This window comes from Gordonia sp. ABSL11-1 (assembly GCF_030315685.1).
Classification (GTDB): Bacteria; Actinomycetota; Actinomycetes; order Mycobacteriales; family Mycobacteriaceae; genus Gordonia.
In genome coordinates, this window is record NZ_JASXSI010000018.1 from 29,613 (window position 1) to 53,409 (window position 23,797).

Here is a 23,797-nt window from a genome sequence, read left to right on the forward strand (position 1 = left end):
CGGCAACGACCGGATCAGCCTGTCGATGTCGTTGTTGATGACACCCGACATGGCCAACTTCGCCGGCAACGTGCACGGTGGGACGCTGCTGAAACTGCTCGATCAGGTGGCATATGCCTGCGCGAGCAGATACTCGCGGCGTTACGCCGTCACGTTGTCGGTGGACCGGGTGATCTTCCGCGAACCGATCCGGGTGGGTGAGGTGCTCACGTTGTCGGCGTCCGTCAACTACACCGGGCGGACCTCGATGGAGGTCGGCATCCGGGTGGACACGGAGAATGTGCTCACCGGTGAACGTCGGCACACGAACAGTTGCTATTTCACGATGGTGGCCACCGACGACGACGGTCGGCCGCACCCGGTCCCCCAACTCGTCCCGGTCACCGACCTCCAGCACCGCCGATTCCGCGAGGCGCAGGACCGGCGCGCGGCGCTGAGATCGGCGCAGTGAGATCCGCGCAGTGATCTGAGCCGGATCGATGTCCACACCGGCTCGGGTCGTGATCGGTGAGTGCTCAGCCGGCCATCCTGAGTCCGATGACACCGCCGACGATCGCGACGATGCAGAGCCTCTTGATCACACTGATCGATTCCTCGCCGGTCATCATCGCGTAGACGACGGTCAGCGTCGCGCCGATGCCGACCCAGACCGCATACGCCGTTCCGGTCGGTAGATCGCGCATCGCATAGGCGAGACCGCCCATGCTCGCGACGAGCGCGGCGGCGAAGACGACACTCGGCGCCAGCTTGGTGAAACCCTCGGACTTGCCCATCGCGGTCGCCCAAACCGCTTCGAGCACACCAGAAATGACGAGAACGAGCCACGACATGGCACTGACCTCCACGCCACCGTCTTGTCGCGGGCCGGGTACGGCGGGCTCGTCCGGATTGTCATCGTCGACCCACCCACGGTAGCAACGTCGGCGGGGATCAGGCCTCCGGCGAATCGTCCTCGTCGAGCGCACTCACCGTGATGCCGTAGGGCAGGAAGCGAACCTTACGGCGCGGATCGGTGTTGTGTTTGTTGGCGCGCAACGCATCGAGCTCCGTGGCGTAGACCTGTTCGACGCGTGCCCCACCGTCGTCGCTGACCACGAAGACCGCCCAGACGCCGGTGCCGGTCTCGCCGGTGGTCTCCGGCTCGGGACGGGCACTGCGCCCGGTCTCGGAGAACAGCGTCGACCATGTGGCCTGGCCGCCGGGGTTGGACAGGAACTTGCCGACGATGTCGCGGACGCCGTCGGAGGCCTCGCGAGCGAACCTGTCGAAGTCCTCCGGGCTCATCCCGAATGGTCCGTTGTTCTCCGCCATCATGTCCTCCTGGGGTAGCGGGCCGGCGTCATGTGACCTGTCGCCGTGTGGACTCCAGTGTCCACAGAATCGGACACGCCCGCCACCGGTCGTATCCTGCCCGGACGACGCCCGTCAGGCCAGGCCCGCATCATGTAGCAGGATCGCCACCTGCACCCGGTTCGAGGTGCCGAGTTTGGTGAAGATGTGCGAGATGTGGGCCTTCACGGTCGCCACGCTCATGTACAGCTGCGCGGCGATCTCCGCGTTCGACGCACCCGTGGCCAGGCAGATCGCGACGTCCCGTTCCCGCTCGGTCAGCACGGACAGCGCAGCGTGGGCGTCGGTCGTGCGACCGGCCGCACCGGCATCGCCGGCGACCACCTGTTTGATCAGCGCCGCCGTCACCGACGGACTCAGCGCGGGCTGCCCACGGAGCACGTTCTTGATCGCGGCGACGATGTCGTGCGGCGGGGTGTCCTTGAGCAGGAATCCGTCCGCGCCGACGGCGAGCGCCCGGACGACGTGGTCGTCGGCGTCGAAGGTCGTCAGCACGATGACCGCGGGCGGATCGTCGAGCGCCTTGAGCGCGGTCGTCGCGGCGATCCCGTCCAACACCGGCATCCGTAGGTCCATCAGCAGCATGTCGACCGGGTCCGTGGCATGCCGGTCCACCGCGTCCTGACCGTTCGCGGCCTCGGCGACGACGTCGAGATCGGAGTCGCCGCCCAGGAGCAGGCGCAGTCCGGAACGGACGAGCGGGTCGTCGTCGACGATCATGATGCGCGCGGTCATGATTGCCACGGTAGCCAGACGTGTAGGACGAAGTGACGGTCGTCGGTGCGCAGCGCCGACTGCCGGCCGCCGCTGAGCGCCACGCGTTCGGCGACGCCGACGAGACCGAGTCCCGACCTCGGCAGCGTCTGGTCGTCGGCACGCAGCAACAGCGGGTTGTCGACGAGCAGATCGACCCCCGATTCCTCGTCACCCTTGATCCGGACGGTGACGGTCGACGCCGGTGCATGCTTGCGGGCGTTGGTCAGGGCCTCCTGCAGGCACCGGTACAGGGTGCGGAACCGGGCCGGGGACATCCCGGTCAGATCGGCGGAACAGTGATACTCGATCCGCATCCCGCTGGCACGGTTCTCGTCGACGAGAACCTCGAGATCCTCCGGGAGTGCTTGCGGCTGTTCCGGATCGGCATCACCTGGACCTTCCCGGAGGACACCGAGCACCTCGCGGAGCTCGGTCAGCGCCCGATGCGACGTCTCACGAATGGTCTGCGCCGTCTCCCGGATCTGTCCGCGATCGAGGTCGTCGCGGTAGGACAGCGCCCCCGCGTACATGCTTATCGTCGAGATCCGGTGTGCCAGGACGTCATGCATCTCCCGGGCGATCCGCGCCCGCTCGACCGATCTGGCCTGCCGGACCTCCGCGTCCCGTTCGGCCTCGGCCAGCATCGCCCGCGCACGCCAACTCGCGAGCAGTTCGCGCCGCGACCCGATGTACATGCCCCAGGCCACCATCGTCGCGATGACCGCCACCATGATCCCGTAGCGCAGGACCAGGGGCTCCTCGACGTCGGGGACGTTGAAGAACTCCTCGGCGACCACGCCGCACACGAGGGCCAGACCGACCTGCGGGACGATCTCGTGCCAGTGACGTCGGGTCGACAGCGAGACCATCGCGAGTGCACCGGCGCCGGCCGAACTGGTGGACACCATGCTCGCGAGGTTCCCCACCGTGGCGACCGCGACCGGGTGGGATCGACGCCACCAGACCGCGAGGTAGGTGAGCACACCGACGCCCAGATCCAGCGCGAACCACCAGAGTGCGTGCTCCCATTGATATCCGAGGCGTGTGCCCCAGACGATGCCGGAGATCACGAGCATCAGGATCAACCGCCAGATGTGGCTCCACCACGTCAATGTCGGCTGATAGTCCTCGGGGCGCACACCCCCACCGTAATCGGCGGTTCCTCGGGGTCACCTCATACCGACGGCCACATCCGCCTCCGACTTCGGTAGGGGGTCATCGTGGCCTGCCGCCCGATGTGCGCGACACGCTGCCGGACGACGATGGACGACATGATCACCGTCGAGAACCTCACCAAGAGATATGGCGACCACACGGCCGTCGACGATGTCTCCTTCACCTGTGCACCCGGACAGGTCACCGGCTTCCTCGGCCCCAACGGTGCCGGGAAGTCGACGACCATGCGCATCATCGCCGGGCTGACCCCACCCACCTCCGGTTCGGCCACCGTCGGCGGGAAGTCGTATCGGGAGATCCCCAATCCGGCAACGCAGGTGGGTGTGCTGCTCGACGCGTCGGCCCAGCACGCCGGCCGGACCGGGGCCGAGATCCTGCGACTGAGCGCGATGACGCTGGGGGTCCCCCGCTCGCGTGTCGACGAGATGCTGGAGATGGTGAGTCTCACCCCCACCGAGGCGGACCGCCGGGTGCGCAACTACTCGTTGGGCATGCGGCAGCGGCTCGGTATCGCCAACGCGCTGCTCGGCGATCCGCACATCCTGATCCTCGACGAGCCGGCGAACGGCCTCGACCCGGCCGGTATCCACTGGATGCGCACCCTGCTCCGTGATTACGCGAATCGCGGTGGCACCGTGCTGCTCTCCTCACATCTGCTGCACGAGATCGAGATCATCGCCGACGAGATCCTGGTCATCGGCCAGGGCCGGATCGTCGCGCAGGGCACCAAGTCCGAGCTGCTCGCCGCCGGCGGCACCCGCGTCCGGTCGCTGGACGACTCGGCTCTCGCCACCGCGCTCGGGTCGGCCGGGATCGACGTCACCCCCTCCGACGATGGCGGATTCACCACCGCCGCCTCGCCGGAAGACGTCGGCCGGGTGGCCGCCGCGACCGGCATCGTGTTGGTGGAACTACGTCCCGGCGACGGCGCACAGCTCGAAGAGATGTTCCTACAACTCACCGCACAGACCCAGCGTGAACAACCCGTCCTCCAGGGAGCTCCGTCATGACCGCCCACGTCCACAACTCACCTGTCCACAACGCACCTGTCCGCGACACCGCCGCCGACACCCGACCCGACCGGCGCAGCTCCCCGATTCCGCTGACACGCCTGACCGCCGTCGAACTCCGCAAACTGGTGGACACGCGCGCCGGGTTCTGGCTCACCGCGTCGATCGGGGTGATCTCGGTGGTGGTCGTCGTCGCGATGCTCATCGCGAACCGCAACACTCCCGAAAACCTCACGTACGGACAGTTCTTCGGGATGATGAACATCCCCACCGGCGTGATCCTGCCGATCCTCGCCATCCTCCTGGTGACGGGGGAATGGAGTCAGCGCACCGCGCTCACCACGTTCACCATGGAGCCACGCCGCGAACGTGTCGTCACCGCCAAACTCCTCGCGGCACTCATCGCCGGAGTCGGGGCCGTCGCCCTGTCGCTGGTACTCGGGGCCGTCGGCAACGTGATCGCAGGCATCGTCTACATCGACCCGGCCGGGTCCTGGTCGTTCACCGCGGCCGGACTGGTGAACTCGGCCATCCTGCAGATCTTCGGGCTGCTTCTCGGATTCGGTTTCGCCGCACTGATTCTCAACACGCCCGGAGCGATCGTCGCCTATTTCGCGATGCCGACCGCGCTCACCCTGGTGAGTGAACTCGTGCCGTGGTTCAAGGACAACCTCGGCCAGTGGGTCGACACCAGCGCCACCCATGCCCCCCTCCAGTCCGGCGACTGGGCGACGGGCGGCGAATGGGCGCGCCTGGTCGTGTCCACAGTCGTGTGGATCGCTATCCCATTGACGCTGGGGGTGATCCGCATACTGCGCTCGGAGGTCAAGTAGTCCCGACACGTCCGGACTCCACGACCGCCGTGCGCACGACGTCGACCGGTGAGCCTGCCCCCGAAGGCCCGCCGGTCGACGTCTTTTTCGCGTCTCCGTCGACGCCCGCGACGATCGGGCGCGACCTACCGGGACACCCACTCCAGCAGTCGATCCAGCGGCCACGTGGTGACGACCCGGTCGGCGTCGATGCCGAGACGTTCGGCGCGCTCGGCACCGAGGGCCTTGAAGTCGAGTTGCCCCGGCGCGTGGGCATCGGAGTCGATCGCGAACAGACAGCCGAGCTCACGGGCGAGTTCGATGAGCTCGTCGGGTGGGTCGACGCGCTCAGGGCGCGAATTGATCTCCACCGCCGTCCGGTTGTCGAGGCAGGCGGTGAACACCGCACGGGCGTCGAACACCGACTGTGGCCGGGCGCCGCGGCCGGTACCGACGCGACGACCGGTGCAGTGCCCGAGCACGTTCACCCGCGGATCGGACGCCGCGGCGACCATCCGTCGGGTCATCGGCGCGGCGTCCATTCTCAGTTTCGAGTGCACCGACGCCGTGACGATGTCGAGTCGATCGAGCATCTCGTCCGTCTGGTCGAGCGCGCCGTCGTCGAGGATGTCCACCTCGATCCCCGTCAGGACGCGGCACCACTCGTCGGTGTCGGAGCGTTCGTGGTTGAGCTCCTCGATCTGCCGTACCTGCCGGTCGAGACGTTCGGTACTCAATCCGTTCGCGACCGTCAGACGCGGCGAGTGGTCGGTGATGGCGATCCATTCGTGGCCGAGAGCAGTTGCCGCGGCGGCCATCTCCTCGAGCGGTGCGCCACCGTCGCTCCATTCGGTGTGGGCGTGCAGGTCGCCGCGAATCGCGCGATACAGGTCGTCGCCACCATCGGCGAGGGAGGCCGGCGCCGCGTCCTGCAGGTCGGCCAGATAGCGGGGCAGCTGTCCGCCCACCGCCTCGGCGATGACCTCGGCGGTGGTCTTGCCGACCCCGGGGATGTCGGTCAGGGTCCGCGCCGACGTCCGCCGGCCGAGTTCGTCGCGACCGGCGCCTCGAGCAGCGGCCGCCGCCTTCCGAAATGCCTCCACGCGATAGGTGCTCTGCCGATCCCTCTCGAGCAGCCAGGCGATCCGCGTCAGCGCGACGACGGGATCCACCGGCGCCTCGAGTGGCGCAAGCGGATTCACGGATCCTCGTCGCCGTCGGCGGCGTCGCGTACACCCGCCTCGGCGTGACGACGATGCAGTCGCTCCCGGACATCGTCGGCGCTGTAGGAGTTGCGTTGCCGTTGGTCGCGGGCGACGAGCACGCCGCCGGCGGCGACCCCGACTGCACCGGCCAGTCCCAACCATTTCCATGCCCTACGCATGTGCCCGAGGATAGTTGCTGTTCTACGCTGCCCACGTGCGTACAGGACAGGAGTTCACCGGCGGACGAGCAGGGATCGGCCTCGGGGAGGCGCTCGAGGCGACCCGCACCGGCGACGTCTGGCTGTTCCGCGGCCGGTCGGCTCCCGACCGGGCCATCCAGGCGCTGACCAACGCTCCGGTCAACCATGTGGCCATGACCGTGGCCATCGACGACCTGCCGCCGCTGCTGTGGCATGCCGAGCTCGGCGACAAGCTGACCGACGTGTGGACCGGAGACCACCATCGAGGTGTCCAGCTCCACGACGGACGCGAGGCGGTTCTGCAGTGGATGGACCGCTACGGTCAGGACTGCTGGCTGCGGCAGCTGACCCCCGACGTCACCACGGCGCAGGAGGACGCCCTGCTGAAGGTGATCGCACGACTCGACGGCACGCCGTTCCCGGCGACCGCACGACTCGCCGGACGGTGGTTCCGGGGCCGGGTCCCGAACAATGTCGACCTCGTGCGCGGCATCCCGATCCTCGATCGCCGTGCCCGCGAACGACGCGCCCGGCGCCGTGCGCAGACAGCGTCGCTGCAGGCCGCCTATTGCGCGGAGGTCGTCGCGATCACCTATGCCGAGATCGGCCTGCTGGACGCGGCGAAGGACTCGAACTGGTTCGATCCCGGACGATTCTGGAGCGGCGACGCCCTGCCGCTCGTCGCGGGATACCGGCTCGGCAACGAGATCGCCGTCCGTCGCGGCCGCTGAGTCAGACGCGGCCCTGGGTCAGACGTAGCCGATATCGCCGCCGGGCGACGATTCCGGCTACGTCTGCCGTGGATGGGATTTGCCTGAGAACCCGACCAGCGAATTGACAGGAAATCGCCACCTTCTCTCTTGCTCTTCTCTCATAGCCGCCCGGCATCGTGGTGTCGTGAACGAATCCCAGCCGACCGACGGCCACCCGAGCCCGGTCACCGAACCCCTCCACCAGCAGGGTCCCCATCTCCCGCCCTACCAGCCGTGGGACAACCACGCGGGGGCGGCTTACCCGCCGCCGGCACCCGCTCGTCAGCGCGGCGGCATGACGAAGCCGATCATCGCCACCGCCCTCCTCGCCGGCCTGATCGGTGGAGCCGTCGGCGTCGGCGGCAGCGCCCTCCTCGACCGTGACTCGACACCGTCTGTGCCGGTGCTGAACTCACAGCCGGCTGATGCGGCCAATGCGGCCGACGTGAAACCCGGGTCGGTGACCTACGCGGCGCAGGTCGCCTCGAAGTCGGCAGCCGACATCAAGGTCGAGACCCCCCAGGGCACCGCGGTCGGCAGTGGGATCGTGCTCTCCCCCGACGGCTACGTGCTGACCAATCATCACGTCGTGGCCGCCGCCGGGCAGGGCAGCACCATCCAGGTGACGACCAGCGACGGCGCGACCCACAGTGCAAAGGTCACCGGTTCCTCCCCGTCGTACGACCTCGCCGTGATCAAGCTCGACGGCGCGTCGGGACTCACCCCGGCCGCGCTCGGTGACTCGAGCAGCCTACAGGTCGGCGAGCAGGTGGTGGCTGTCGGCAGCCCCGAGAACCTCTCCAACACGGTCACGTCGGGCATCGTCAGCGCGCTGTCGCGGACGGTGACCGCCGGCGACGAGAGTGGGTCCGGTCTGACCGTCTACAACGGACTGCAGACAGACACCCCGATCAATCCCGGCAATTCCGGTGGGCCGCTGGTCAACCTGCAGGGCCAGGTCGTCGGCGTGAACTCCGCCGTCGACACCGGGCAGGCCGCGAATGGCGGTCCGCAGGCCTATGGCCTGGGCTTCGCGATCCCGGTCAATGCGGCGAAACGGGTCGCCAACGAGTTGCTCGAGGACGGGAAGGCCACCAAACCCGTTCTCGGCGTGTCGGGTTCGCTCGCATCGGAGAGCAAGACCACCGGCGCCCAGATCACGTCCGTCCAGGCCGACGGCGCGGCGGCGGACGCAGGCATCTCCTCGGGCGACGTGATCACCAAGATCGGCAACACCCCCATCAGCAACTACGCGGACCTGATGGCGCAGGTGCTGACCCACTCGCCGGGCGAGACGGTGCCGGTGACCATCGGCTCCGGCGACGGCGCGCGGACCGTCCAGGTGAAGCTGGGCAGCACGGTGGACAAGGAACAGACCACCATTCCCGAATCCGGCGACGACGGCGGCCGGTCCGGCCGAGGTCAATCGCCGTTCGGAGGCGGCAGCCCCTTCGGGCTGGTGCCCTGACAGACCCGGGGAGCGGGGCGGCTCCGTCGGTCATCGGATCGACGGAACCGTTTGTCGGCGCCGGCCGGGTTGACACCCGATCCGGCGGGGCCCGCGGCCCGCGGCGATCTCCGGGTCAGCCGACGGTGATCGCGTCGAGGCGCTCCTTGATGAAGTCCCCCGAGACCACCGGCGGCAGACCGGCCCGCTGACCGATCGGCGGTTCGATGGGCGTGACGACGGCGTCGTGGTCCAGTTCGTAGAAGAAGATCAGCGACACGAGATCTTCCTCGGGTGCATCGGCCTGGGGCGGCAGGACGCGGTGCCGGCCCGCAGGCCACCGGCCGCCGGACCAGTACTCGAGCAGATCGCCGATGTTGATCGTCAGCGCCGCCGGATCGTAGGGCGCGTCCGCCCAGCCACCCTCGTCGCTGTAGACCTGCAGACCGCCGGCACCCGGTTCCCGGTCGAGGACCGTCACCGTCCCGAAGTCGGTGTGCGGCCCGATCCGGAACTGCCCGGGTTCGGGTTCACCCACCACCGCCATCGGCGGATAGTGATTGATGTTCGAGGTCCACGTCGCGTTCCCGGCCAGTCCGCGAAACGGATTGTCGGGTCCCGGGAACCCCAGCGACGCGGACATCAACGCCAGCAGATCGTCCGACAGCGCCTTCATCTGAGCCGTCCAGGTCGTGAACAACTCACGCAACCCGGGCGCCTCCGCAGGCCACACGTCCGGGGCGAACCAGTAGTCGTCCACGGCCGGGATTCCGACCGGCGTCTGGGCTCCCGAGTTGTAGGTCTCCTTGAGGTCGGGTGGTGTGTCGGTGCCCTCGGAGTATCCGTTGGCCTCCATGCCCGGCCCGATCCACCCCCGACCACCGACACCGACCGCGTACTGCGCCTTGATCTCCGGTGGGAACGCGAAGAATTCGCGTGCTGCGCTGCGTAACGCAGTCGGCAGCCCCGGGTCGATGCCATGCCCGGTGACCAGGAGGAAACCGGCTTTCTGCAACGACTCGTCGACGGCCGCGCACACCTGATCGGCGGCCGGTCCGCCTGCGCGCCACTGCGAGAGGTCGACGGTGAGGATCGGACTGTGCGTCATAGGAGGCCTCCTGCCGCGTCGGTGGGGTCGCCATCGGCGTCGGGCACCCCGATGTCCTCGTTCCACAGCTCGGGGTGGGACCCGATGAAGTCGGTCATCATCGCGACGCACCGCTCGTCGTCGACAAGCGTGACGGGGATGCCGAGATCGAGTAGCCACTGTTCACCCCCGTTGAAGGTGCGGTTCTCGCCGACGACGACGGCACCGATACCGAACTGTCGGATGAGTCCGCTGCAGTACCAGCACGGCGCCAGGGTCGTCACCATGATCGTCGTCGAATAGTCACGTTGCCGCCCCGCGGCCCGGAACGCGTCTGTCTCACCGTGGACAGACGGGTCGGCGTGCTGCACACGACGATTGCGGCCTTCCCCCAGCACTGTGCCGTCGGCGGCGACGAGGGCGGCGCCGATCGGGATGCCACCCTCGTCGAGGCCGAGGCGGGCCTGCCGATAGGCGGTGTCGAGCAGGACGGCCGGATCGAGTCCCGACAACGCGTCGGTGCGGATGCTCATGGTCCGAGCGTGCCTGCCACCGCGCGCCGCGACAACTGACAGTCCGTCGCCCTGCGGTGGACCTCGAACGTGCATATCGTCGGACGCCATGACGTCATCACCCGCGGTCCCCACCCTCCGGCAGGTCATCGACCGGCATCTCCGACGAGCCGATCCCCGTGTGCTGACCGCCCACGACCGCCTCGACGTGCCCGTCGGCTGGGTCCATTCGAGCGAGATCTTCGAGATCGGTCCCCTGCTGGCGGGTGGCGAGCTGCTCCTGACCACCGGCCTCGGACTGGGCGGGCTCGACGCCGGAACCCGCAGACATTACGTCCGCGACCTCGCCGAACGCGGGGTCGCGGGCCTCGCGTTCGAGATCGGCCGGACCTTCGACGCCGTTCCCGACGAGATGCTGCGCGAAGGTTCCTCGGCACGCTTGCCGATCATCGAACTGCGACGCGTGCTCCCGTTCATCGAGGTGTGCCGCGAAGCCAACACGGCCATCGTCTCCGGCGAGCTCGCCGGCCTGCGACTGCGATCGGAACTCGACGACGCGTTGCACCACGACCTGATGGGCAGCGGCGGCGTGGCCAGCATGCTCTCCCATGTCGCCGCGGTGACCGGCCGGTCCGTCGTGCTGATCGGCTCCGGGGGTGCGCTCATCGCGGCCCACGGGGTCGACGACGATCGGTCGGCGTGGCGCATCGTGGATTCCGCGGTGGCGTCGGTGCCGGTCGCGGTGCGTGGCCGCGAGATCGCACGGCTCGTCGCGGGCCTCGACGCAGCCGACCGACCGCGTGTGCCCGACGACCAGGTCGCCTCGCTCCTGTCGGTGGCCACCGGTCCCCTGGCCTCTGCGCTGACGCGTTCGGGCACACGCGGATCCGCGCTCGGTGCTCAGCTCGTGTCCGAGATCGTCGCCGGACGCCCCGTCCGTCGCGCCGATCTGTTCGCGCGGCTGGCAGGTTCCGGTGTGTCGGTTTCGGATTCCGTCGTTCTGGTCACCGTCGCCGCCGAGGCGCCCGACCCGCGGATGGCGGAGGCGATCCTGTCACGTGTCGCGATACCGTCCGCAGCGGTGATCGCCACCGTCGACGCCACGGTGTACGCACTCGTCCCTGTCACGGACTCCCCCACCGGCGGCGACGACCCGGTCGAGCGAGTCGCCGCGGCCATCGCCACCGCCGTCGACCCGGGCGCGCGGATCACGGCGATCGTCGGCGACGGACATCGCCTCGGTGACGTCCAGCCGGGCCCGGAGCTGTCCGCCGCCATCAGCCGATCACTGCTTCGCTGCGCCGAACGACTCGATGCGGCATCGCTGTTGACCCGCGGTGGCCGGAAGGTGTTCACCAGCCGTGAGCTGGCGGCCGACGCCGCGATCCGCACGACCGGCTCCGCTGTCCGACAGGAACTGCGGGAGATGGTGGCACCGCTCATCGCTCATGACGCCACCCAGTCAACCCATCTGGTGGCCACCCTGGAGACGCATCTCCGGCACGGATGCAGCGCGACCCGTTCGGCTGAGGCCCTGCACATCGGCCGACAGAGTCTGTACCAACGCCTCGAGCGTATCCGCGGACTCCTCGGCTTCGATCCGACCGCGGCGGCGATGTACCCGTCGATGATGCTGGCGGTCAGCGCCTTTCGTACGTCGGACCAGACAACGGACGGTCAGCCGTACGTGGTCTCCGAGCGGACGACCGTGCGGCGGGCCAGCACGATGTAGCCGACGAACGCGAGGGCGAACCCGACGAACGCACCCACGTCACCCAGCTCCGGGACCGCACGAACGACGAAGCCGACGAATCGTTCCTGATTGCAGAACAGCAGGACCGATGCGGCGAGCGCGATCACGAAGGCGGCCACGCCGCCCCAGTTGGTGTATCGGGTGTCATACAGCATCGTCAACGACGGGGGCTCCCTGCGCAGCAGGCGGTCGGCGAACACCACGCCGAGCCACGGTCCGATCCAGTAGGCGACCAGCAGCAGGAATGCCTCATACGATGCCGCGGCATCGGCCAGGGCCCACCACGCGACGAGGAATCCGACCACTCCGAAGAACACGCTCACGAGCGCTCGCTGCAGCCCAACCGGGAGCCGAAAGCCCATGGTGACGAATGCCATCGCCCCCGAGTAGACGTTGATCGCGTTCGCGGCGACGGCGCCGACCGCGATCGCGAGCAGGGTGAGATCGGCGACCGCCGTGGGGAGATTGGCGGTGAAGGCCTCGGTCGGGTTGTCCGAGGCCGGATCACCGATGGTCACAGAGGCGGCACCGACCACCATCAGGAAGGTGCAGGAGAGGAAGAGCCCCGCCGACGCGAACAGGCCGGTCTGCACCTTCGACACCGTCGGCGGGAGGTAGCGGGTGTAGTCGGCGGCGTAGGGGGTCCAGCCGGCCGTGTAGCCGAAGGCTGCGCCCACAGTCAGCAGGAAGCCGCCCGTCGAGAACCCGCCGTCGGCGGCCGGTGCCGACACATGCGACTTGCTGAAGATGATGACGGCGGCGATCACGAACACGAGGGCCAGAACCGGTGCGGCCAGCCGTTCGAAACGCTGCACGAGATTGTGGCCGAAAAATGCGAATGCCGTCTGCGCCACCACGATCACGACGAGTCCGAGCAGCGGGGTCATCCCGAACAGTGTCGACAGGGCGAACGCCCCGCTGACACTGTTCGTCGCGAACCACCCGACCCCGCACATGATCGCCATGAACGTCGCCGGGAGCACGTTGCCGCGGTATCCGAACGACAACCGGCCGAGAACCATCTGCGGGACGCCGTGCAGCGGGCCCTCCGCCGACAGCAGGAAGTGCGCGACGGCACCGAGCAGGTTGCCCAGTGCCATCGCGACGACGGCCTGCCAGAACGACAGACCGAAGTAGAGGATCGAGATCACGCCGACGAAGATCGTCGCGAACTCGAGATTGGGCGCGGTCCAGGTCCAGAACAGCCCCCGCGGCGAGCCGTGCCGCGCGTCGAGCGGGATGGGCTCGTTTCCTCCCGGTTCGACGGCGAGCACCTTGTCGCCGTAGCCGGCCTGCGGAGCCGCCGCGTCGGGATCGTGAATGGGTGCGCCGATGGTCATGGCGCAACTCTGCTGCCCCGGCAACCGTCCGGCAACCGACGGAATGTCCGGCGCGGGGGGCGTCGCGGTAGACAGATCGACCGCACGTCGCCTGCCGCACACATCGATGGTCGAAGAGCGGTCGAGCAGTGCCGGTACGGTGACCGGAATGAGAGCTCTCGTCCTCGGAGGTCATGGCGCAGTCGGGAGCGTCGTCGCCGTGGAACTCGGTGCCCTCGGGCATGAGGCCGTCCCGACGGGCCGGTCCGCCGGACCCGACGGCCTGCGGATCGACCTCCGGACGCCGCAAGGTGTCGGTGCGCTGACCGCCGCCGCAACGGATCACGACGTCGTCGTCAACGCCTCCGGCGTCGAGGATGTCGCCGTTCGGCAGGCGTGCGCGGCGACTCCGTTCGTCGACATGTCCGCGTCCGGCGCGTACCTGGACCGCCTCGCCGCCGTGGCAGTCCCGACGACGACGGTCCTCGGTGCAGGACTCGCGCCCGGCCTGACCATCGCGCTGATCGCCGCGCTCGTCACCCGCGCGGGTGACGAGGTCGACGTGGCGATCGTCTCTCCACCATCGGTCTGGGTATCGTCGGACGGCTGCCACTGCTTCGTCCTCTGCTCGATCGTGCCTCTCATCTCGGCGACGACGACTGCAGTGTACTGGTCGTCAATCGGTTGACCGGACAACAGGTCTCGGCCCATGGTCGCGGTCAGTCGGCGACAACCGGAGCGCTGGTCGCGCGCGCGGCGGTCGCCGCGCAGGCATCGGTGTCCCTCGGTCCGGTCACGATGGCCGAGGTGCTGGGCGCCGACGGCCTGCGATCGGTGCCGGGCATCCGGGTCGAGGTGCGCTGAGGCGCTCAGGTCCGCCGGCCGCCGGCCCTCACCTCGACGTCCCTGTCCTGTCCCGCATGACGCCGCTGCACCACGACTCCGAGGATCACGATGATCGCCAGGGACAGCACCGAGAAACCGATCGCCTGGCGCTGGTCGTCGTCGAACACCATGAGGACGAGCACGCCGACGATGAACACCATGACCACGATCGTGAGGTACGGGAAGAGCCACATCCTCACCGCCGGCCGATGACCGTCGGCGCGGATGGTTCGCCCGAGCACGAGCTGGCTGGCCGCCACGCTGAGGTAGACGAACAGCGCGACCGCGCCGCTCGTCGCCAGCAGATAGCCGAAGATCTTGTCCGGCAACGCATAATTGCCGATGACGGCGACGAAGCCGACGACCATCGACGCGAGGACCGCAACCCAGGGCACCCCGGCGGACGTCAGCCTCTTGACAGCCTGCGGCGCGTCGTGGCGACTGCCGAGTGAGTAGAGCATCCGCGACGCGGTGTAGAGCGCGGAGTTCAGGCACGACGCCACGGCCGTGAGGATCACGATGTCCATGATCAAGGCGGACCCGGGGATACCGATCGCCTCGAGGACCGACTGATAGGACCCGTCATCGAGTTGGTCGTAGGGCATCAATGCGACGACCACGAAGATCGACCCGATGTAGAACAACGAGATCCGCCAGATGACCGAGTTGACCGCCTTGGTGATACCCCGTTCCGGGTTCGGCGATTCGGCGGCCGCGATCGTCACGATCTCGGTGCCCATGAAGGAGAACATCGTGACGAGCATTCCGGCGATGACCGCACCGAAACCGTTGGGCATGAATCCATCCGGCTCCCACAGGTGGTGGATACCGCTCACCTCCGAGCTCGGGATGAGACCGAGAATGGCCAGGACACCGATCGCGATGAACGCGACGATCGCGACCACCTTGATGAGCGCGAACCAGAACTCGAACTCTCCGTAGTTACCCACGCTGATCAGGTTCGTGACGGTCAGCGCGACGGTGACGGCCAGCGCCCAGATCCACTGGGCGCCACCCACGAGATCGGTGAGGATCGCCGCGGCGGCAGTCGCCTCCACGGGGATCACCAGCACCCAGAACCACCAGTACAGCCAGCCGACCGAGAATCCGGCCCAGCGGCCGAGGGCGCGGTCGGCGTACACCGAGAACGAACCGGTGTCGGGACTCGACGTCGCCATCTCCCCCAGCATGCGCATCACCAGCACCACCAGGGAACCGGCGAGGGCGTAGGAGATCAGGACCGCGGGGCCGGCCTTCTCGATCGCGTTCGCCGAACCGACGAAGAGTCCGGCGCCGATGACGCCGGCGATGGAGATCATGGTGATGTGGCGGGGTTTGAGACCCGAGCCCAGTTGCCCCGGAGGCGCGTCGCCCGAGGCGAACGTGCCCTGGCGTGGCTGGAAATTCGTCATCGTGAGATCGGTCCCCTCTGCGCGACCGATGTGCGTCGATCGCGCGTATTGTCCGAGTTAGAGCCGTGATCGACGGCGCCGGATGCCGGCCGGGTGTGGCCGACGACAGACTCTACGACCGCCCGATCGGCGCCGATGGCGGTTTCGCCGATCCGCGCGGTTCACTCTCGGTTCACCAGCGGTAGTCCAGGAATTTCCCGTCGAAGGTCACCACGACCCGGTCTCCGTCCGGGTCGGCACGGCGAGCGATGTCGACCTTGAAGTTGATGGCGCTCATGATCCCGTCACCGAACTCCTCGTGGATGAGCTCCTTGAGCGCCGGTCCGTACACCGCGAGTGCCTCGTGGAACCGATAGATCGTCGGATCCGATGCGGCGGCGTCGTCGGCGACCCGGGTCGGCTGACGCGTCAGGCTCTCGACGACGCCCTCGCCGAGCCCGAGGAGCTCACACACCAGCGTGGCCTTCTCGATGGGCACTGGATGCTGACCGAGCAATGCCGCGACGGTCCAGACGAGCGGCGCCTCGATCCGCTCGGCGACGTCGGCCCAGGAGAGGCCCTGTCGTATCCGGGCCGCGACGATCAGTTCAGCGGCGTCGGCCTTCGGCATGATGGGCGCGTTCATGGCAATTCCTCTCAGCGGGTGACAGATCAATCCACCTTCGTCCGCCGCGCATCAGGGCGCCACGCGACCGGTGGCATCGGATTCGTTTCCGAGGCGTTGTTCCACGTCAGGTCGGGTAATCTGCAGACTGTGACCGAATCCACACCGGCGCAGCCACAGACGATGAGGCTGCAGGGACTCGCCAACCGCGTCGTCCGGGGCCTGCTCGCCACTCCGGTGGCCGGCAGGGGGATCGGAGCGCGTCTGATCACGATCTACGTCGTCGGCAGGACATCGGGCCGGAGGTTCAGCGTACCGGTCGCCTACACTCATCACGGCGACGCACTTCTCGTCGGAACGCCCTTCGGGTGGGGAAAGAACCTACAGACCAGGACGCCGGTCGACATCCGGCTCCGCGGGTCCCGACGCACCGCGGAGGTCGAGGCCTTCTGCGACGAGGAGACCGTGGTCGCCCACTACGCCGAGATCTGCCGTCGCAACGCGCAGTTCGCGAGATTCAACAACATCGGCATCGGCGCGGACGGCACCCCGGATGCCGAGGACCTCCATCGCGCATGGCAGGCGGGTGCCCGCTCGTTCCTGCTCCGGCCGCGGTGACGAATCGCGGGATCCCGGGATCCCGGTGTCGCGGAACGCCCGCGCCCGGTCCGACATCCGTCCCACCCCCGGACGACGACTGAGTGCGATCATCGCACTGGTGGCGATCGCATGGTGCGCCGCGCTGATCCTGCTCTTCCTGATCCACAGCGGTTTCCGCATCGTGATCGGCCTCGCGGGTGTGGCTCTCGCAGGCGCCGGGGCGTGTGGATGGTGACCGAACCGGGTCGCCGGCGGATCGGCGGGATGATCGCCGTCGTGTTCGGATTCGTTGTCGTCGCGACGTCGCTGGCGAACGCGCTCACCGGAACCGAGACCGTGGTGATCCGGCTGGGTGCGGCAGTGGCGCTGATGGGCTCTCGACCTCGGTCTCGATCGGGACGTCCCGCGTGAGACGCTACGGGCTTTCGGTCAGACCGTCGAGCTCCTCGAGGACGCCGGACTCGAGGTCCGCGACACCGAGGCGATGCGGGAGCACTACGTCCGCACCGTCGACGTCTGGTACGAGACCTTCGAGAAGAACTGGGCGCAGGTCGTCGACCTCGTCGGCGAGGAGGTGGCGCGTGTCTGGCATCAGATGACGGTGAACGTAACGCTCGGCGTTACGTTCACCGTCATCTGTGTGTCGCGATCCCTCTCCGCACGTCCATGGTCGGCCGCGTCGACTACTCGCGGTTGAGGGCGACCGCGGCCTGCACGAGGGCGACGAAAGCGTCAGCGTCGAGGGTGTCGTCCTCTCCGATGTCGATCGCCCGGCGAACCCCTGCGCCGAGACTGGCGTTGAACAGCGGCGCCGGGTCGGGCAGCGAGGCGCCCTTGCCGAACGTCACCTTGATCTTGTCCTTGTAGGTCTCGAGGGTGCAGATCAGACCGTCGAACGAGAACGTCGGCACCCCGTCGGGGTTGGACGGCTTGCGCCACTTGATCTCCTCGACTATGCCGGGATCGGCGCGCATGATGAGTGTCCGGACGTCGGCGACCCTGGTCTCCCGCCAGTCGTTGCTCATGGACTCACGATAGTGGAGGACGTCCAGGAGACTTGTTGATTCGTCTCGCCGCACGACGTCGCGCATCAAGTGATGCGCTGCACGACGCCATCGTCTGGCACTCAGTCGATCAGTCCGATGGGCGCATCGATCGCTCCCGCTCGACGGGCATCCAGATCTCGCTGGTCGCATGCGTTTCCGTCAGTTCGAGGTACCGCAAGATCGTCGGGCCCGGGCGCAGCCGCCAGGGATTCGACGGGAACCACTCCGTGGCGGTCGCCGCCCACGTCTCCTGCAGGGCATCGGGAAACGGTCCGCTCGAATGGAATGTCGCCCAGGTCCCGGCGTCGACGGTCATCGCATCGAGGTCGGCCGGCACGGCGGAAACCGGGCGGAGGGCGACGCCGTGCAGATAGGTGATGGGCGACCCCTCGGGCGCGTCCGGCTCCTTCCCCCAGGTGACCGCCAGAATGCCAGCAGGATCGGTGTCCCCCAGGGCTTTCAGTCGCGCATGCTCGTCGGCGGGTATCGACGCGATGTGGTCTCGGATGTGCGGGTTCACGCCCCGATAGATGAGCGGGATCCGCGCGGCGTGACCGACGAGCACGATGGCGGGGTGGTCGGTGATCGTGACGTGCATCGGTGTGCTCCCTTCGACACTCAGGCGAAACCTGAGCACCGGTTGTGTCCTGAGCGGGCCTCCATGCGTGCGCACATCCGACGGACTCACGCGGTGCACGGCTCGGAACGCGCGGCCGAATGCCTCGACCGAACCGTATCCGTGACGCACGGCGACATCGAGCAGAGTGTCGTCGGTTGCGATCAATTCGGTTGCGGCAAGCGTCATCCGACGGCGACGCACATATTCCGACAGCGGCATCGATGCCAGCGCGGCGAACATCCGGCGCAGGTGATACTCGGTGGTCGCATGCGCACGAGCGAAACCCGCGACGTCGATGTCGGTGCCGATGTGTGCGTCGACGAGGTCGACGAGACCGTTGAGCGTGGCGATCATGGGGCCCTCCTTTCCCCTACGATGCTGCTTACGAAACGCGCCGCCGGCCCGACAATCCGGGTCCGAATCGGTCAGCCTGAATCCATCAGTCCGTGTCAGTGCGCTCAGGCCGGTCAACGGGGCCGGTCACGTCAACGGGGGCCGATCACAGAGCCGGCGATATCGCCTGCCACATGCGGGGCAGTTCCTTCGCCCAGTAGTACCAATGAGCCCAGTAGTACCAATGATGGGTTCCGACGGGTTGCAGGGCGTCGGTGTACGGCAGGCCGGCCGCGCGCAACTGGCCGGAGAACCGGTGTGAACACTGACTCGTGGCGATTTCGAACGCACCCGACGCGGCAAGAACGACCCGGTACAGGCCTTCCTCAGGTGTGACGTCCCGGTTCATGTCGGCGGGTCCGAGCTGCCCCGCCCCCGAGTAGAGGTAGAGGTACAGCTTCTTGCCGCGCAGCGCGTCGAGACGTGCCTGTGCCGGCGCGGAGTCAGCGACGCCGGCAGTCGCGATGCCCATGGTCGTCAAGCATTACGACGACGGCTGGGCGCAGCACGTCACCGGTCCGGACATCCTCCGCCGAGCATAGTGATTACAACCCCTGTTCTCCCGGGTTCGGCGATCTCACCGGGTCGTCGGGTCCGGGCGGCGCAGCTATGCGGGTTCGCGCATCACACCCACGTGCCGCGCGATCCCGGACAGCCCGGGGAGTTCCTTGACCGGAGTCCAGGTGCGCAGACCGTCCCGGCTGTCGGAGTAGAGGTGCCGTCCGCGACGGTAGGCGTCGAGGTACATGCGCCAGGCGCCGCTCGGCAGCTGGACCACCGCCGGCCCCTCCACATACGTGCCCCAGTTACCGGGTGCGACGAATCGGTAGGGACCGATCAGCGACGACGAGACCGCGTGCTGGATGACCTTTCTCGTCTCGTTCTTGGTGAACGCGTGGTATGTCCCGCCGACCTTCACCACCGTGGTGTCGATGTGATCGGCACCGATCCCGATGAGCGGAACCGGAGGCGTCCAGAGGCGCAACCCCGGTTCGAGGGCGGTCATCAGGTAGGGCACGAAACCACCGCCGGTCGACATCGACAGGATGACATTGACCCGGCCGCCTTCGACGAACCACTCCGGCGCCCACGCCTTGGTGGTGAAGGGCGACAACGACGGACCGTCGCTCGACCCGGCAGACCCCGAGGAGCCCGGCCCGCTGGACGAACCCAACAGCCCTTTGCCGTCGCCGGTGCCGGGCAGGAGTGCGCAGCAGAGCGGGACGGGGTAGTTCCCGATCGGGGTCCAGTGCACGCGATCGGCGCTACGGGCGAAGCCGATGTTCGCGCCGGCCGCCGTCGTGTAGGTGATGTAGTACAGGCCATCTGAGTTGCGGAAGATGCTGGCGTCGCGCACTCGCCCGGCCGGTGGCCGATACGCGGACTGCCGGAGCACCTGGAACCGTGTGCCGTCGCCCGATTGATACACGTCCATGTCGCGGTCGCTGGCATTGCTGAACGCCACCATGGTGTACCGCCATCCGGACGGTGCCGCGTTCGCCGGGGCCGCCACCACCAGGCCCGCGACGGCAAGCACCACCATCGACACGGCGCAGATCAGGCTTTGCTGTGTACGGATCACGGATGCAGTATCGACCACGCGCTCGGCCGACGCGCGGCTTTGGCGATAGATCATCGCCTCAGTCGACGCGAATCCGCGTCTGGATGTCCCGGATGACCGATCCCAGTACGCCGCGCGACAGGAGCCCGGGACCGAGCGGACCGCCGGAGCCCTCGCCGATGACAGGCAGTAGTTGCAGGACCGCCCGTGCATCGTCGCTCAGATGTGCCACCTGCCACGACACCTCGTCGTCGACTGCATCCGGCCGTTGTGGGTTCGCCAGCGACACCGCCTTGACGGCGTAGGCCGCGGCGCCCAGTGCGTGGGCGCCCATGTGCGCCACTGCCGCAGCCTGTCCCACGGATCGTGCAGCTGCGGCACCCGCCGGTGTGGTCGCGGCACTCGCCGCCTTCACGGCGATCATCCTCTTGCGGATCTCCTCCGCAGCCGTGCCGCCCCCGTCGCCGTACGCTCGGGCGCGGTCCAGCGCATCGCGGATCTGCTCGTCGGCGGGTGGGTCCGCCTCGAACAACTGCACGACCCGGCCTGCGCAGTCGGCGGCCCAGCCGGCGAGGATGCGTCGTTCCGCGTCGCTGAGGGTCTGATCCGAGGTCATGGGCCGATGGTGCCACGGCCGGTCAGGGCCGAGCGGGAAGTGGGCGCCCCTTGGCTGTTGCCGCCACCGTCGCACTGCACGACTCGATGTTCTCCGGTGGCGAGGGTGTCGCCGAGGTAGCGGCCCGGACGTTCCGCGGAACGCGGTGAGTGCTCCTGTGCGCGTGGCGTTCGACGGAACGTCGTCGTCGGCGCTCGACGACAGCGTGCGGGTGGGTGCATTCGACCTTCCCGACTGTGGTCCCGCGAAACCGCGGCTCCCCCAGCGACCAAGGGGCGGATGTTCGGCGGTAATACGTGGCGAGCGTCGGCTCGACCTCGTCCCGGTGCTGCGACTCGAGGAAGTCATGCACGGCGTCGACGGCGCTGCGCCACACGATTCACGTCATCCAACGATTTCTTCTACCCGAACGCCCACCGCGTCATATGTGGGCCGCGCCCGTGCATCTCTTGTGAGCAGGACGGCATCGTTCTCTCTGGCGGCGAGTGCGACCACACCGTCGTACGTCGCCCCACCTGCCACTCCCATACGGGCAAGAAGCCGATGAGCCTCGGCCACAACACCAGTGGGGAGAACCAGCGCCTCGACGAAGTTGTCGTCGATCAGGAGTACGGCGTCAGACGGAGCCACTCGGGCGTCCCCCGGCAGACGAGTCAGCACTGAATACGTCTCCGTCAGGGCATGTCCGCTGAGCGCAAGCGACCGGCCGTCAACGTGGGATCGAACCACATCGTGAGCGGCGTGAGACGCCACGAGTAGGGGCACCGCGACACTGGTATCGACGGCGAATCGCCGACTCGTGGTCACCGTCTGGTGGAATCGATCAACGCGAACATGACCTCGTCGGTCACCGTCGTGTCAGACTCGGTGACCAGGTGCCCGTCTGCACCCTTCACCAACCGTGCCGTTCGTCCGCCCGGAGTCACCTGCAGACCCCCGCCGTACAGCGAGATGTCCACGGTCGAGCCCGGCGTTATCCCCAACAGTTCCCGAAGGGCCTTCGGCAAGAGCAAACGCCCGCCCGAATCAATCGTGGCTTCCATGGGGCCAGACTACCAGCGCAATCCCATCGTCGGCAGCGTCGATAGGGATCCGTCGGCGACCTCTGCATCTTTGCTCATGGCACGACCACCGGTCGCGTCGCTAGACGTTGACGCGGAACTCGGCCGCTTCGGAATCTGTACCCTCGCCACGAGATGCCATGTGAAGAATCGGGTAGTGGCGACCCTGGTCGTCCAGCTCGCTCCTGCCGACACGGACGAAACCGCGGCGACGGTAGAACTCGACCGCCTGCGTATTCTGCTCGTTGACGTCTACGGTTGTCACGCCACGCTCGGCGATGACGAACGACAGAAGGACGGTACCGATCCCATGGCCGCGCTGGCGCGCGTCGACAAAGAGCATCTCGAGGCTCTCCCCTGAGACTCCTGCGAACCCGACTGGGAGCCCGCCGCGATCGGCAACGTGCAGATCGACCTGCGGCAAGTAGTCCGACGCCAGCCGCGACTCGATCTCGTCACGGTCGGCCTCAGCGAGAAAGTCATGCGTGGCGTCGACGGCACTGCGCCATACGCCGACGAGATCGGCATACTCGGCCTCGCCGAACGAGTCTCTGATCAGGAGATCATCACTCACCGTTGACAGGCTACGCGGCGGTCGCTGGACGTTGAACCGGAACTCCACCGCGTGACGGCGTCGATAAACGTCACCCGATGACAGAATTCACCCCGACCTCGACGCATACCGCTCTCAGCCGCTTGTCCCTTGTCCACAGCGTGGCGCCGTCGACGAGAAGTGCAGAACCCAGTAGCCCAGCATCGACCGGGCTCAACCCGCGACCCCAGAGTCGTCGAGTCTCGACGAGGTGCAGCAACTCCCCATGGGTGAGAACGGGAAACCGGGCAAGATTGCCCAGCAGATCGATCACGACGTCCCGGTTCGCGATCGATCCCATTGCGAGTTCTTCTACAACCAGTGGGTGACAGCCGATCTCATCGTCGGCAAGCAACGTCGTCAGAAGCTCGTTCTTGGTGTGCAGATGGTCGATCCAGACCGACGTGTCAACAAGGATCATCCGACCGACGACCGACGACGCGGAGCGGCCGCCGCGGCCGGATCGGTGCCACCGAGGGCAGCCAGCCGACGCGCACTCTCGGTGCGAATCAACGCCTCCAGCCCATTACGAATGAGCGCCGCCCTCTCATGAACGCCGGTCAGCTCGGCCGCTTTCGCCAAGAGCTCGTCGTCGAGGGTCACTGTGGTGCGCATACCGCATCTCCGATCGCATCAGAATATGCCAGCAATGATGCCATCGAGCAGCTATTCTCGCCACATGCCCATGCCGCTCACAGTTCCCGTAACTCACGGCACAGGAGTGCGGCTTCGCCCATTCACCGACGACGACGCCCCGCTTGTGGCAGCGGCGTCGCACGACCCCTGAACCCTTTGATCTCAGTACGCAGTGACAGCTCGACCGACGACGCACTAGCTTTCATTCAGCGTCAACACGATCGGCTTCCCGCCGGAGTCGGATACTCGTTCGCAGTTGCCACGACGAACGACGACATTGCGGTCGGACAGATCGGACTGTGGACACGAGATATTTCTGAAGGGCGCGTGTCAACGGGCTACTGGATCACCACAGCCAATCGCGGGCATGGGTTTGCCCGGGCCGCGCTGACG

Annotated in this window: 32 protein-coding genes, 2 pseudogenes and 1 riboswitch; of the genes and pseudogenes, 13 read left to right on the plus strand and 21 right to left on the minus strand. The window is 67.6% G+C overall.

The genetic code is table 11. The features are described 5' to 3' along the window. Nucleotides 1-25 precede the first annotated feature (25 nt). The gene (locus QSJ19_RS18785) at nucleotides 26-451 is read left to right on the plus strand and encodes an acyl-CoA thioesterase (RefSeq protein WP_286322593.1); all 426 of its coding nucleotides are present in this window, start codon (nucleotides 26-28) and stop codon (nucleotides 449-451) included. A gap of 64 nt (nucleotides 452-515) precedes the next feature. Here the strand turns inward: QSJ19_RS18785 and QSJ19_RS18790 are convergent, their stop codons facing one another. From QSJ19_RS18790 to QSJ19_RS18805, 4 genes are all read right to left on the minus strand, one after another. After that, on the minus strand, nucleotides 516-830 hold the full coding sequence (locus QSJ19_RS18790; protein ID WP_286322514.1) for a DMT family transporter: 315 nt from the start codon (nucleotides 828-830) through the stop codon (nucleotides 516-518). Nucleotides 831-843: 13 nt separating this feature from the next. Then, nucleotides 844-907, minus strand: a riboswitch (guanidine-III (ykkC-III) riboswitch). 23 nt (nucleotides 908-930) lie between these two features. Then, nucleotides 931-1,311, minus strand: a complete 381-nt coding sequence (locus QSJ19_RS18795; RefSeq protein WP_286322515.1) for an Rv0313 family protein — start codon at nucleotides 1,309-1,311, stop codon at nucleotides 931-933. Nucleotides 1,312-1,425: 114 nt separating this feature from the next. Continuing rightward, nucleotides 1,426-2,085, minus strand: coding sequence for a response regulator (locus QSJ19_RS18800; protein WP_286322516.1), 660 nt, complete (start codon nucleotides 2,083-2,085; stop codon nucleotides 1,426-1,428). After that, nucleotides 2,082-3,245, minus strand: a complete 1,164-nt coding sequence (locus tag QSJ19_RS18805; protein WP_286322517.1) for a sensor histidine kinase — start codon at nucleotides 3,243-3,245, stop codon at nucleotides 2,082-2,084. Before QSJ19_RS18805 ends, QSJ19_RS18800 begins: the two co-directional genes overlap by 4 nt. 123 nt (nucleotides 3,246-3,368) lie before the next feature. Here QSJ19_RS18805 and QSJ19_RS18810 point away from each other — a divergent pair, with 123 nt between their 5' ends. Then, nucleotides 3,369-4,292 carry an ABC transporter ATP-binding protein gene (locus QSJ19_RS18810; protein ID WP_286322518.1) on the plus strand — a complete coding sequence of 308 codons (924 nt, stop codon included), beginning with the start codon at nucleotides 3,369-3,371 and terminating at the stop codon, nucleotides 4,290-4,292. Continuing rightward, the gene (locus tag QSJ19_RS18815) at nucleotides 4,289-5,125 is read left to right on the plus strand and encodes an ABC transporter permease (protein WP_286322519.1); all 837 of its coding nucleotides are present in this window, start codon (nucleotides 4,289-4,291) and stop codon (nucleotides 5,123-5,125) included. The genes QSJ19_RS18810 and QSJ19_RS18815 overlap by 4 nt, the downstream gene beginning before the upstream one ends. 125 nt (nucleotides 5,126-5,250) lie before the next feature. Here the strand turns inward: QSJ19_RS18815 and QSJ19_RS18820 are convergent, their stop codons facing one another. Continuing rightward, nucleotides 5,251-6,306, minus strand: coding sequence for a PHP domain-containing protein (locus QSJ19_RS18820; RefSeq protein WP_286322520.1), 1,056 nt, complete (start codon nucleotides 6,304-6,306; stop codon nucleotides 5,251-5,253). Further along, nucleotides 6,303-6,488 (minus strand): hypothetical protein, encoded by a 186-nt coding sequence (locus QSJ19_RS18825; protein WP_286322521.1) that lies wholly within the window; start codon nucleotides 6,486-6,488, stop codon nucleotides 6,303-6,305. Before QSJ19_RS18825 ends, QSJ19_RS18820 begins: the two co-directional genes overlap by 4 nt. A gap of 35 nt (nucleotides 6,489-6,523) precedes the next feature. Here QSJ19_RS18825 and QSJ19_RS18830 point away from each other — a divergent pair, with 35 nt between their 5' ends. Both QSJ19_RS18830 and QSJ19_RS18835 read left to right on the plus strand, forming a co-directional pair. Continuing rightward, on the plus strand, nucleotides 6,524-7,240 hold the full coding sequence (locus tag QSJ19_RS18830) for a guanylate cyclase (RefSeq protein WP_286322522.1): 717 nt from the start codon (nucleotides 6,524-6,526) through the stop codon (nucleotides 7,238-7,240). A gap of 166 nt (nucleotides 7,241-7,406) precedes the next feature. Continuing rightward, on the plus strand, nucleotides 7,407-8,729 hold the full coding sequence (locus QSJ19_RS18835; RefSeq protein WP_286322523.1) for a S1C family serine protease: 1,323 nt from the start codon (nucleotides 7,407-7,409) through the stop codon (nucleotides 8,727-8,729). A gap of 115 nt (nucleotides 8,730-8,844) precedes the next feature. On the opposite strand, the gene QSJ19_RS18840 is transcribed toward QSJ19_RS18835, so the two are convergent. Further along, on the minus strand, nucleotides 8,845-9,816 hold the full coding sequence (locus QSJ19_RS18840; protein WP_286322524.1) for an isopenicillin N synthase family dioxygenase: 972 nt from the start codon (nucleotides 9,814-9,816) through the stop codon (nucleotides 8,845-8,847). Then, entirely contained in the window at nucleotides 9,813-10,328 is a 516-nt protein-coding gene (locus tag QSJ19_RS18845) for a nucleoside deaminase (protein WP_286322525.1), read from the minus strand. Before QSJ19_RS18845 ends, QSJ19_RS18840 begins: the two co-directional genes overlap by 4 nt. An 88-nt stretch (nucleotides 10,329-10,416) precedes the next feature. Between QSJ19_RS18845 and QSJ19_RS18850 the strand changes: the two genes are divergently transcribed. Beyond that, complete coding sequence (locus tag QSJ19_RS18850; RefSeq protein WP_286322526.1) at nucleotides 10,417-12,039, plus strand: PucR family transcriptional regulator; 1,623 nt, start codon at nucleotides 10,417-10,419, stop codon at nucleotides 12,037-12,039. Here the strand turns inward: QSJ19_RS18850 and QSJ19_RS18855 are convergent. After that, nucleotides 11,985-13,400 (minus strand): purine-cytosine permease family protein, encoded by a 1,416-nt coding sequence (locus QSJ19_RS18855; protein WP_286322527.1) that lies wholly within the window; start codon nucleotides 13,398-13,400, stop codon nucleotides 11,985-11,987. The two genes, QSJ19_RS18850 and QSJ19_RS18855, sit on opposite strands and share 55 nt — an antisense overlap. Nucleotides 13,401-13,548: 148 nt before the next feature. On the opposite strand from QSJ19_RS18855, the gene QSJ19_RS18860 reads away from it, so the two are divergent. Next, nucleotides 13,549-14,067, plus strand: a complete 519-nt coding sequence (locus QSJ19_RS18860) for a saccharopine dehydrogenase family protein (protein ID WP_286322528.1) — start codon at nucleotides 13,549-13,551, stop codon at nucleotides 14,065-14,067. Then, complete coding sequence (locus tag QSJ19_RS18865) at nucleotides 14,064-14,243, plus strand: hypothetical protein (protein ID WP_286322529.1); 180 nt, start codon at nucleotides 14,064-14,066, stop codon at nucleotides 14,241-14,243. Before QSJ19_RS18860 ends, QSJ19_RS18865 begins: the two co-directional genes overlap by 4 nt. 5 nt (nucleotides 14,244-14,248) lie before the next feature. Here QSJ19_RS18865 and QSJ19_RS18870 read toward each other — a convergent pair whose 3' ends face one another. After that, on the minus strand, nucleotides 14,249-15,676 hold the full coding sequence (locus tag QSJ19_RS18870; protein WP_286322530.1) for an amino acid permease: 1,428 nt from the start codon (nucleotides 15,674-15,676) through the stop codon (nucleotides 14,249-14,251). Nucleotides 15,677-15,848: 172 nt separating this feature from the next. Next, nucleotides 15,849-16,301 carry a cyanase gene (gene cynS / locus QSJ19_RS18875; RefSeq protein WP_286322531.1) on the minus strand — a complete coding sequence of 151 codons (453 nt, stop codon included), beginning with the start codon at nucleotides 16,299-16,301 and terminating at the stop codon, nucleotides 15,849-15,851. Nucleotides 16,302-16,430: 129 nt separating this feature from the next. Here cynS and QSJ19_RS18880 point away from each other — a divergent pair, with 129 nt between their 5' ends. From QSJ19_RS18880 to QSJ19_RS27040, 4 genes and pseudogenes are all read left to right on the plus strand, one after another. Continuing rightward, complete coding sequence (locus QSJ19_RS18880) at nucleotides 16,431-16,898, plus strand: PNPOx family protein (protein WP_286322532.1); 468 nt, start codon at nucleotides 16,431-16,433, stop codon at nucleotides 16,896-16,898. 25 nt (nucleotides 16,899-16,923) lie between these two features. Next, nucleotides 16,924-17,115 (plus strand): hypothetical protein, encoded by a 192-nt coding sequence (locus tag QSJ19_RS18885; protein ID WP_286322533.1) that lies wholly within the window; start codon nucleotides 16,924-16,926, stop codon nucleotides 17,113-17,115. Continuing rightward, the gene (locus QSJ19_RS18890; protein WP_286322534.1) at nucleotides 17,109-17,291 is read left to right on the plus strand and encodes a hypothetical protein; all 183 of its coding nucleotides are present in this window, start codon (nucleotides 17,109-17,111) and stop codon (nucleotides 17,289-17,291) included. The genes QSJ19_RS18885 and QSJ19_RS18890 overlap by 7 nt, the downstream gene beginning before the upstream one ends. Before the next feature lie 61 nt (nucleotides 17,292-17,352). Then, a pseudogene (locus QSJ19_RS27040) lies at nucleotides 17,353-17,577 on the plus strand (class I SAM-dependent methyltransferase); the annotation flags it as partial. On the opposite strand, the gene QSJ19_RS18900 reads toward QSJ19_RS27040, so the two are convergent. The 10 genes from QSJ19_RS18900 to QSJ19_RS18945 form a co-directional block, all read right to left on the minus strand. After that, nucleotides 17,564-17,905 (minus strand): DUF1801 domain-containing protein, encoded by a 342-nt coding sequence (locus QSJ19_RS18900; RefSeq protein WP_286322535.1) that lies wholly within the window; start codon nucleotides 17,903-17,905, stop codon nucleotides 17,564-17,566. The pseudogene QSJ19_RS27040 and the gene QSJ19_RS18900 overlap by 14 nt on opposite strands. A 109-nt stretch (nucleotides 17,906-18,014) precedes the next feature. Further along, nucleotides 18,015-18,899, minus strand: a complete 885-nt coding sequence (locus QSJ19_RS18905; RefSeq protein ID WP_286322536.1) for an AraC family transcriptional regulator — start codon at nucleotides 18,897-18,899, stop codon at nucleotides 18,015-18,017. A 145-nt stretch (nucleotides 18,900-19,044) separates the two neighbouring features. Further along, entirely contained in the window at nucleotides 19,045-19,410 is a 366-nt protein-coding gene (locus QSJ19_RS18910; protein ID WP_286322537.1) for a hypothetical protein, read from the minus strand. Between the two features lie 135 nt (nucleotides 19,411-19,545). Then, nucleotides 19,546-20,538: a glycoside hydrolase family protein gene (locus QSJ19_RS18915; protein WP_502876256.1), complete on the minus strand. Its 993-nt coding sequence runs from the start codon at nucleotides 20,536-20,538 to the stop codon at nucleotides 19,546-19,548. Between the two features lie 40 nt (nucleotides 20,539-20,578). Next, a complete protein-coding gene (locus tag QSJ19_RS18920) occupies nucleotides 20,579-21,115 on the minus strand; it encodes a putative immunity protein (RefSeq protein WP_286322539.1) in 537 nt (178 codons plus the stop codon). Nucleotides 21,116-21,499: 384 nt separating this feature from the next. Then, entirely contained in the window at nucleotides 21,500-21,922 is a 423-nt protein-coding gene (locus QSJ19_RS18925; RefSeq protein ID WP_286322540.1) for a type II toxin-antitoxin system VapC family toxin, read from the minus strand. After that, entirely contained in the window at nucleotides 21,919-22,158 is a 240-nt protein-coding gene (locus QSJ19_RS18930; RefSeq protein ID WP_286322541.1) for an AbrB/MazE/SpoVT family DNA-binding domain-containing protein, read from the minus strand. The genes QSJ19_RS18925 and QSJ19_RS18930 overlap by 4 nt, the downstream gene beginning before the upstream one ends. Nucleotides 22,159-22,258: 100 nt before the next feature. Beyond that, entirely contained in the window at nucleotides 22,259-22,798 is a 540-nt protein-coding gene (locus QSJ19_RS18935; RefSeq protein WP_502876249.1) for an acetyltransferase, read from the minus strand. A gap of 22 nt (nucleotides 22,799-22,820) precedes the next feature. Continuing rightward, on the minus strand, nucleotides 22,821-23,189 hold the full coding sequence (locus QSJ19_RS18940) for a type II toxin-antitoxin system VapC family toxin (RefSeq protein ID WP_286322542.1): 369 nt from the start codon (nucleotides 23,187-23,189) through the stop codon (nucleotides 22,821-22,823). Then, complete coding sequence (locus QSJ19_RS18945; RefSeq protein ID WP_286322543.1) at nucleotides 23,186-23,383, minus strand: type II toxin-antitoxin system VapB family antitoxin; 198 nt, start codon at nucleotides 23,381-23,383, stop codon at nucleotides 23,186-23,188. Before QSJ19_RS18945 ends, QSJ19_RS18940 begins: the two co-directional genes overlap by 4 nt. Here QSJ19_RS18945 and QSJ19_RS26835 point away from each other — a divergent pair. Next, nucleotides 23,318-23,794, plus strand: a pseudogene (locus tag QSJ19_RS26835) (GNAT family N-acetyltransferase); the annotation flags it as partial. The gene QSJ19_RS18945 and the pseudogene QSJ19_RS26835 sit on opposite strands and share 66 nt — an antisense overlap. Nucleotides 23,795-23,797 lie beyond the last annotated feature (3 nt).

Bases quoted from the DNA above. Each gene is read 5' to 3' on its own strand.
- QSJ19_RS18810 (WP_286322518.1), top strand. From the start codon at position 3,369: ATGGACGACATGATCACCGTCGAGAACCTCACCAAGAGATATGGCGAC.
- QSJ19_RS18900 (WP_286322535.1), bottom strand. From the start codon at position 17,905: ATGAGCAACGACTGGCGGGAGACCAGGGTCGCCGACGTCCGGACACTC.
- QSJ19_RS18945 (WP_286322543.1), bottom strand. From the start codon at position 23,383: ATGCGCACCACAGTGACCCTCGACGACGAGCTCTTGGCGAAAGCGGCC.
- QSJ19_RS18795 (WP_286322515.1), bottom strand. From the start codon at position 1,311: ATGGCGGAGAACAACGGACCATTCGGGATGAGCCCGGAGGACTTCGAC.
- QSJ19_RS18940 (WP_286322542.1), bottom strand. From the start codon at position 23,189: ATGATCCTTGTTGACACGTCGGTCTGGATCGACCATCTGCACACCAAG.
- QSJ19_RS18785 (WP_286322593.1), top strand. From the start codon at position 26: ATGTCGTTGTTGATGACACCCGACATGGCCAACTTCGCCGGCAACGTG.
- QSJ19_RS18800 (WP_286322516.1), bottom strand. From the start codon at position 2,085: ATGACCGCGCGCATCATGATCGTCGACGACGACCCGCTCGTCCGTTCC.
- QSJ19_RS18840 (WP_286322524.1), bottom strand. From the start codon at position 9,816: ATGACGCACAGTCCGATCCTCACCGTCGACCTCTCGCAGTGGCGCGCA.
- QSJ19_RS18860 (WP_286322528.1), top strand. From the start codon at position 13,549: ATGAGAGCTCTCGTCCTCGGAGGTCATGGCGCAGTCGGGAGCGTCGTC.
- QSJ19_RS18825 (WP_286322521.1), bottom strand. From the start codon at position 6,488: ATGCGTAGGGCATGGAAATGGTTGGGACTGGCCGGTGCAGTCGGGGTC.
- QSJ19_RS18845 (WP_286322525.1), bottom strand. From the start codon at position 10,328: ATGAGCATCCGCACCGACGCGTTGTCGGGACTCGATCCGGCCGTCCTG.
- QSJ19_RS18855 (WP_286322527.1), bottom strand. From the start codon at position 13,400: ATGACCATCGGCGCACCCATTCACGATCCCGACGCGGCGGCTCCGCAG.
- QSJ19_RS18890 (WP_286322534.1), top strand. From the start codon at position 17,109: ATGGTGACCGAACCGGGTCGCCGGCGGATCGGCGGGATGATCGCCGTC.
- QSJ19_RS18870 (WP_286322530.1), bottom strand. From the start codon at position 15,676: ATGACGAATTTCCAGCCACGCCAGGGCACGTTCGCCTCGGGCGACGCG.
- QSJ19_RS18905 (WP_286322536.1), bottom strand. From the start codon at position 18,899: ATGATCGCCACGCTCAACGGTCTCGTCGACCTCGTCGACGCACACATC.
- QSJ19_RS18790 (WP_286322514.1), bottom strand. From the start codon at position 830: ATGTCGTGGCTCGTTCTCGTCATTTCTGGTGTGCTCGAAGCGGTTTGG.
- QSJ19_RS18910 (WP_286322537.1), bottom strand. From the start codon at position 19,410: ATGGGCATCGCGACTGCCGGCGTCGCTGACTCCGCGCCGGCACAGGCA.
- QSJ19_RS18920 (WP_286322539.1), bottom strand. From the start codon at position 21,115: ATGACCTCGGATCAGACCCTCAGCGACGCGGAACGACGCATCCTCGCC.
- QSJ19_RS18815 (WP_286322519.1), top strand. From the start codon at position 4,289: ATGACCGCCCACGTCCACAACTCACCTGTCCACAACGCACCTGTCCGC.
- QSJ19_RS18930 (WP_286322541.1), bottom strand. From the start codon at position 22,158: ATGGAAGCCACGATTGATTCGGGCGGGCGTTTGCTCTTGCCGAAGGCC.
- cynS (WP_286322531.1), bottom strand. From the start codon at position 16,301: ATGAACGCGCCCATCATGCCGAAGGCCGACGCCGCTGAACTGATCGTC.
- QSJ19_RS18850 (WP_286322526.1), top strand. From the start codon at position 10,417: ATGACGTCATCACCCGCGGTCCCCACCCTCCGGCAGGTCATCGACCGG.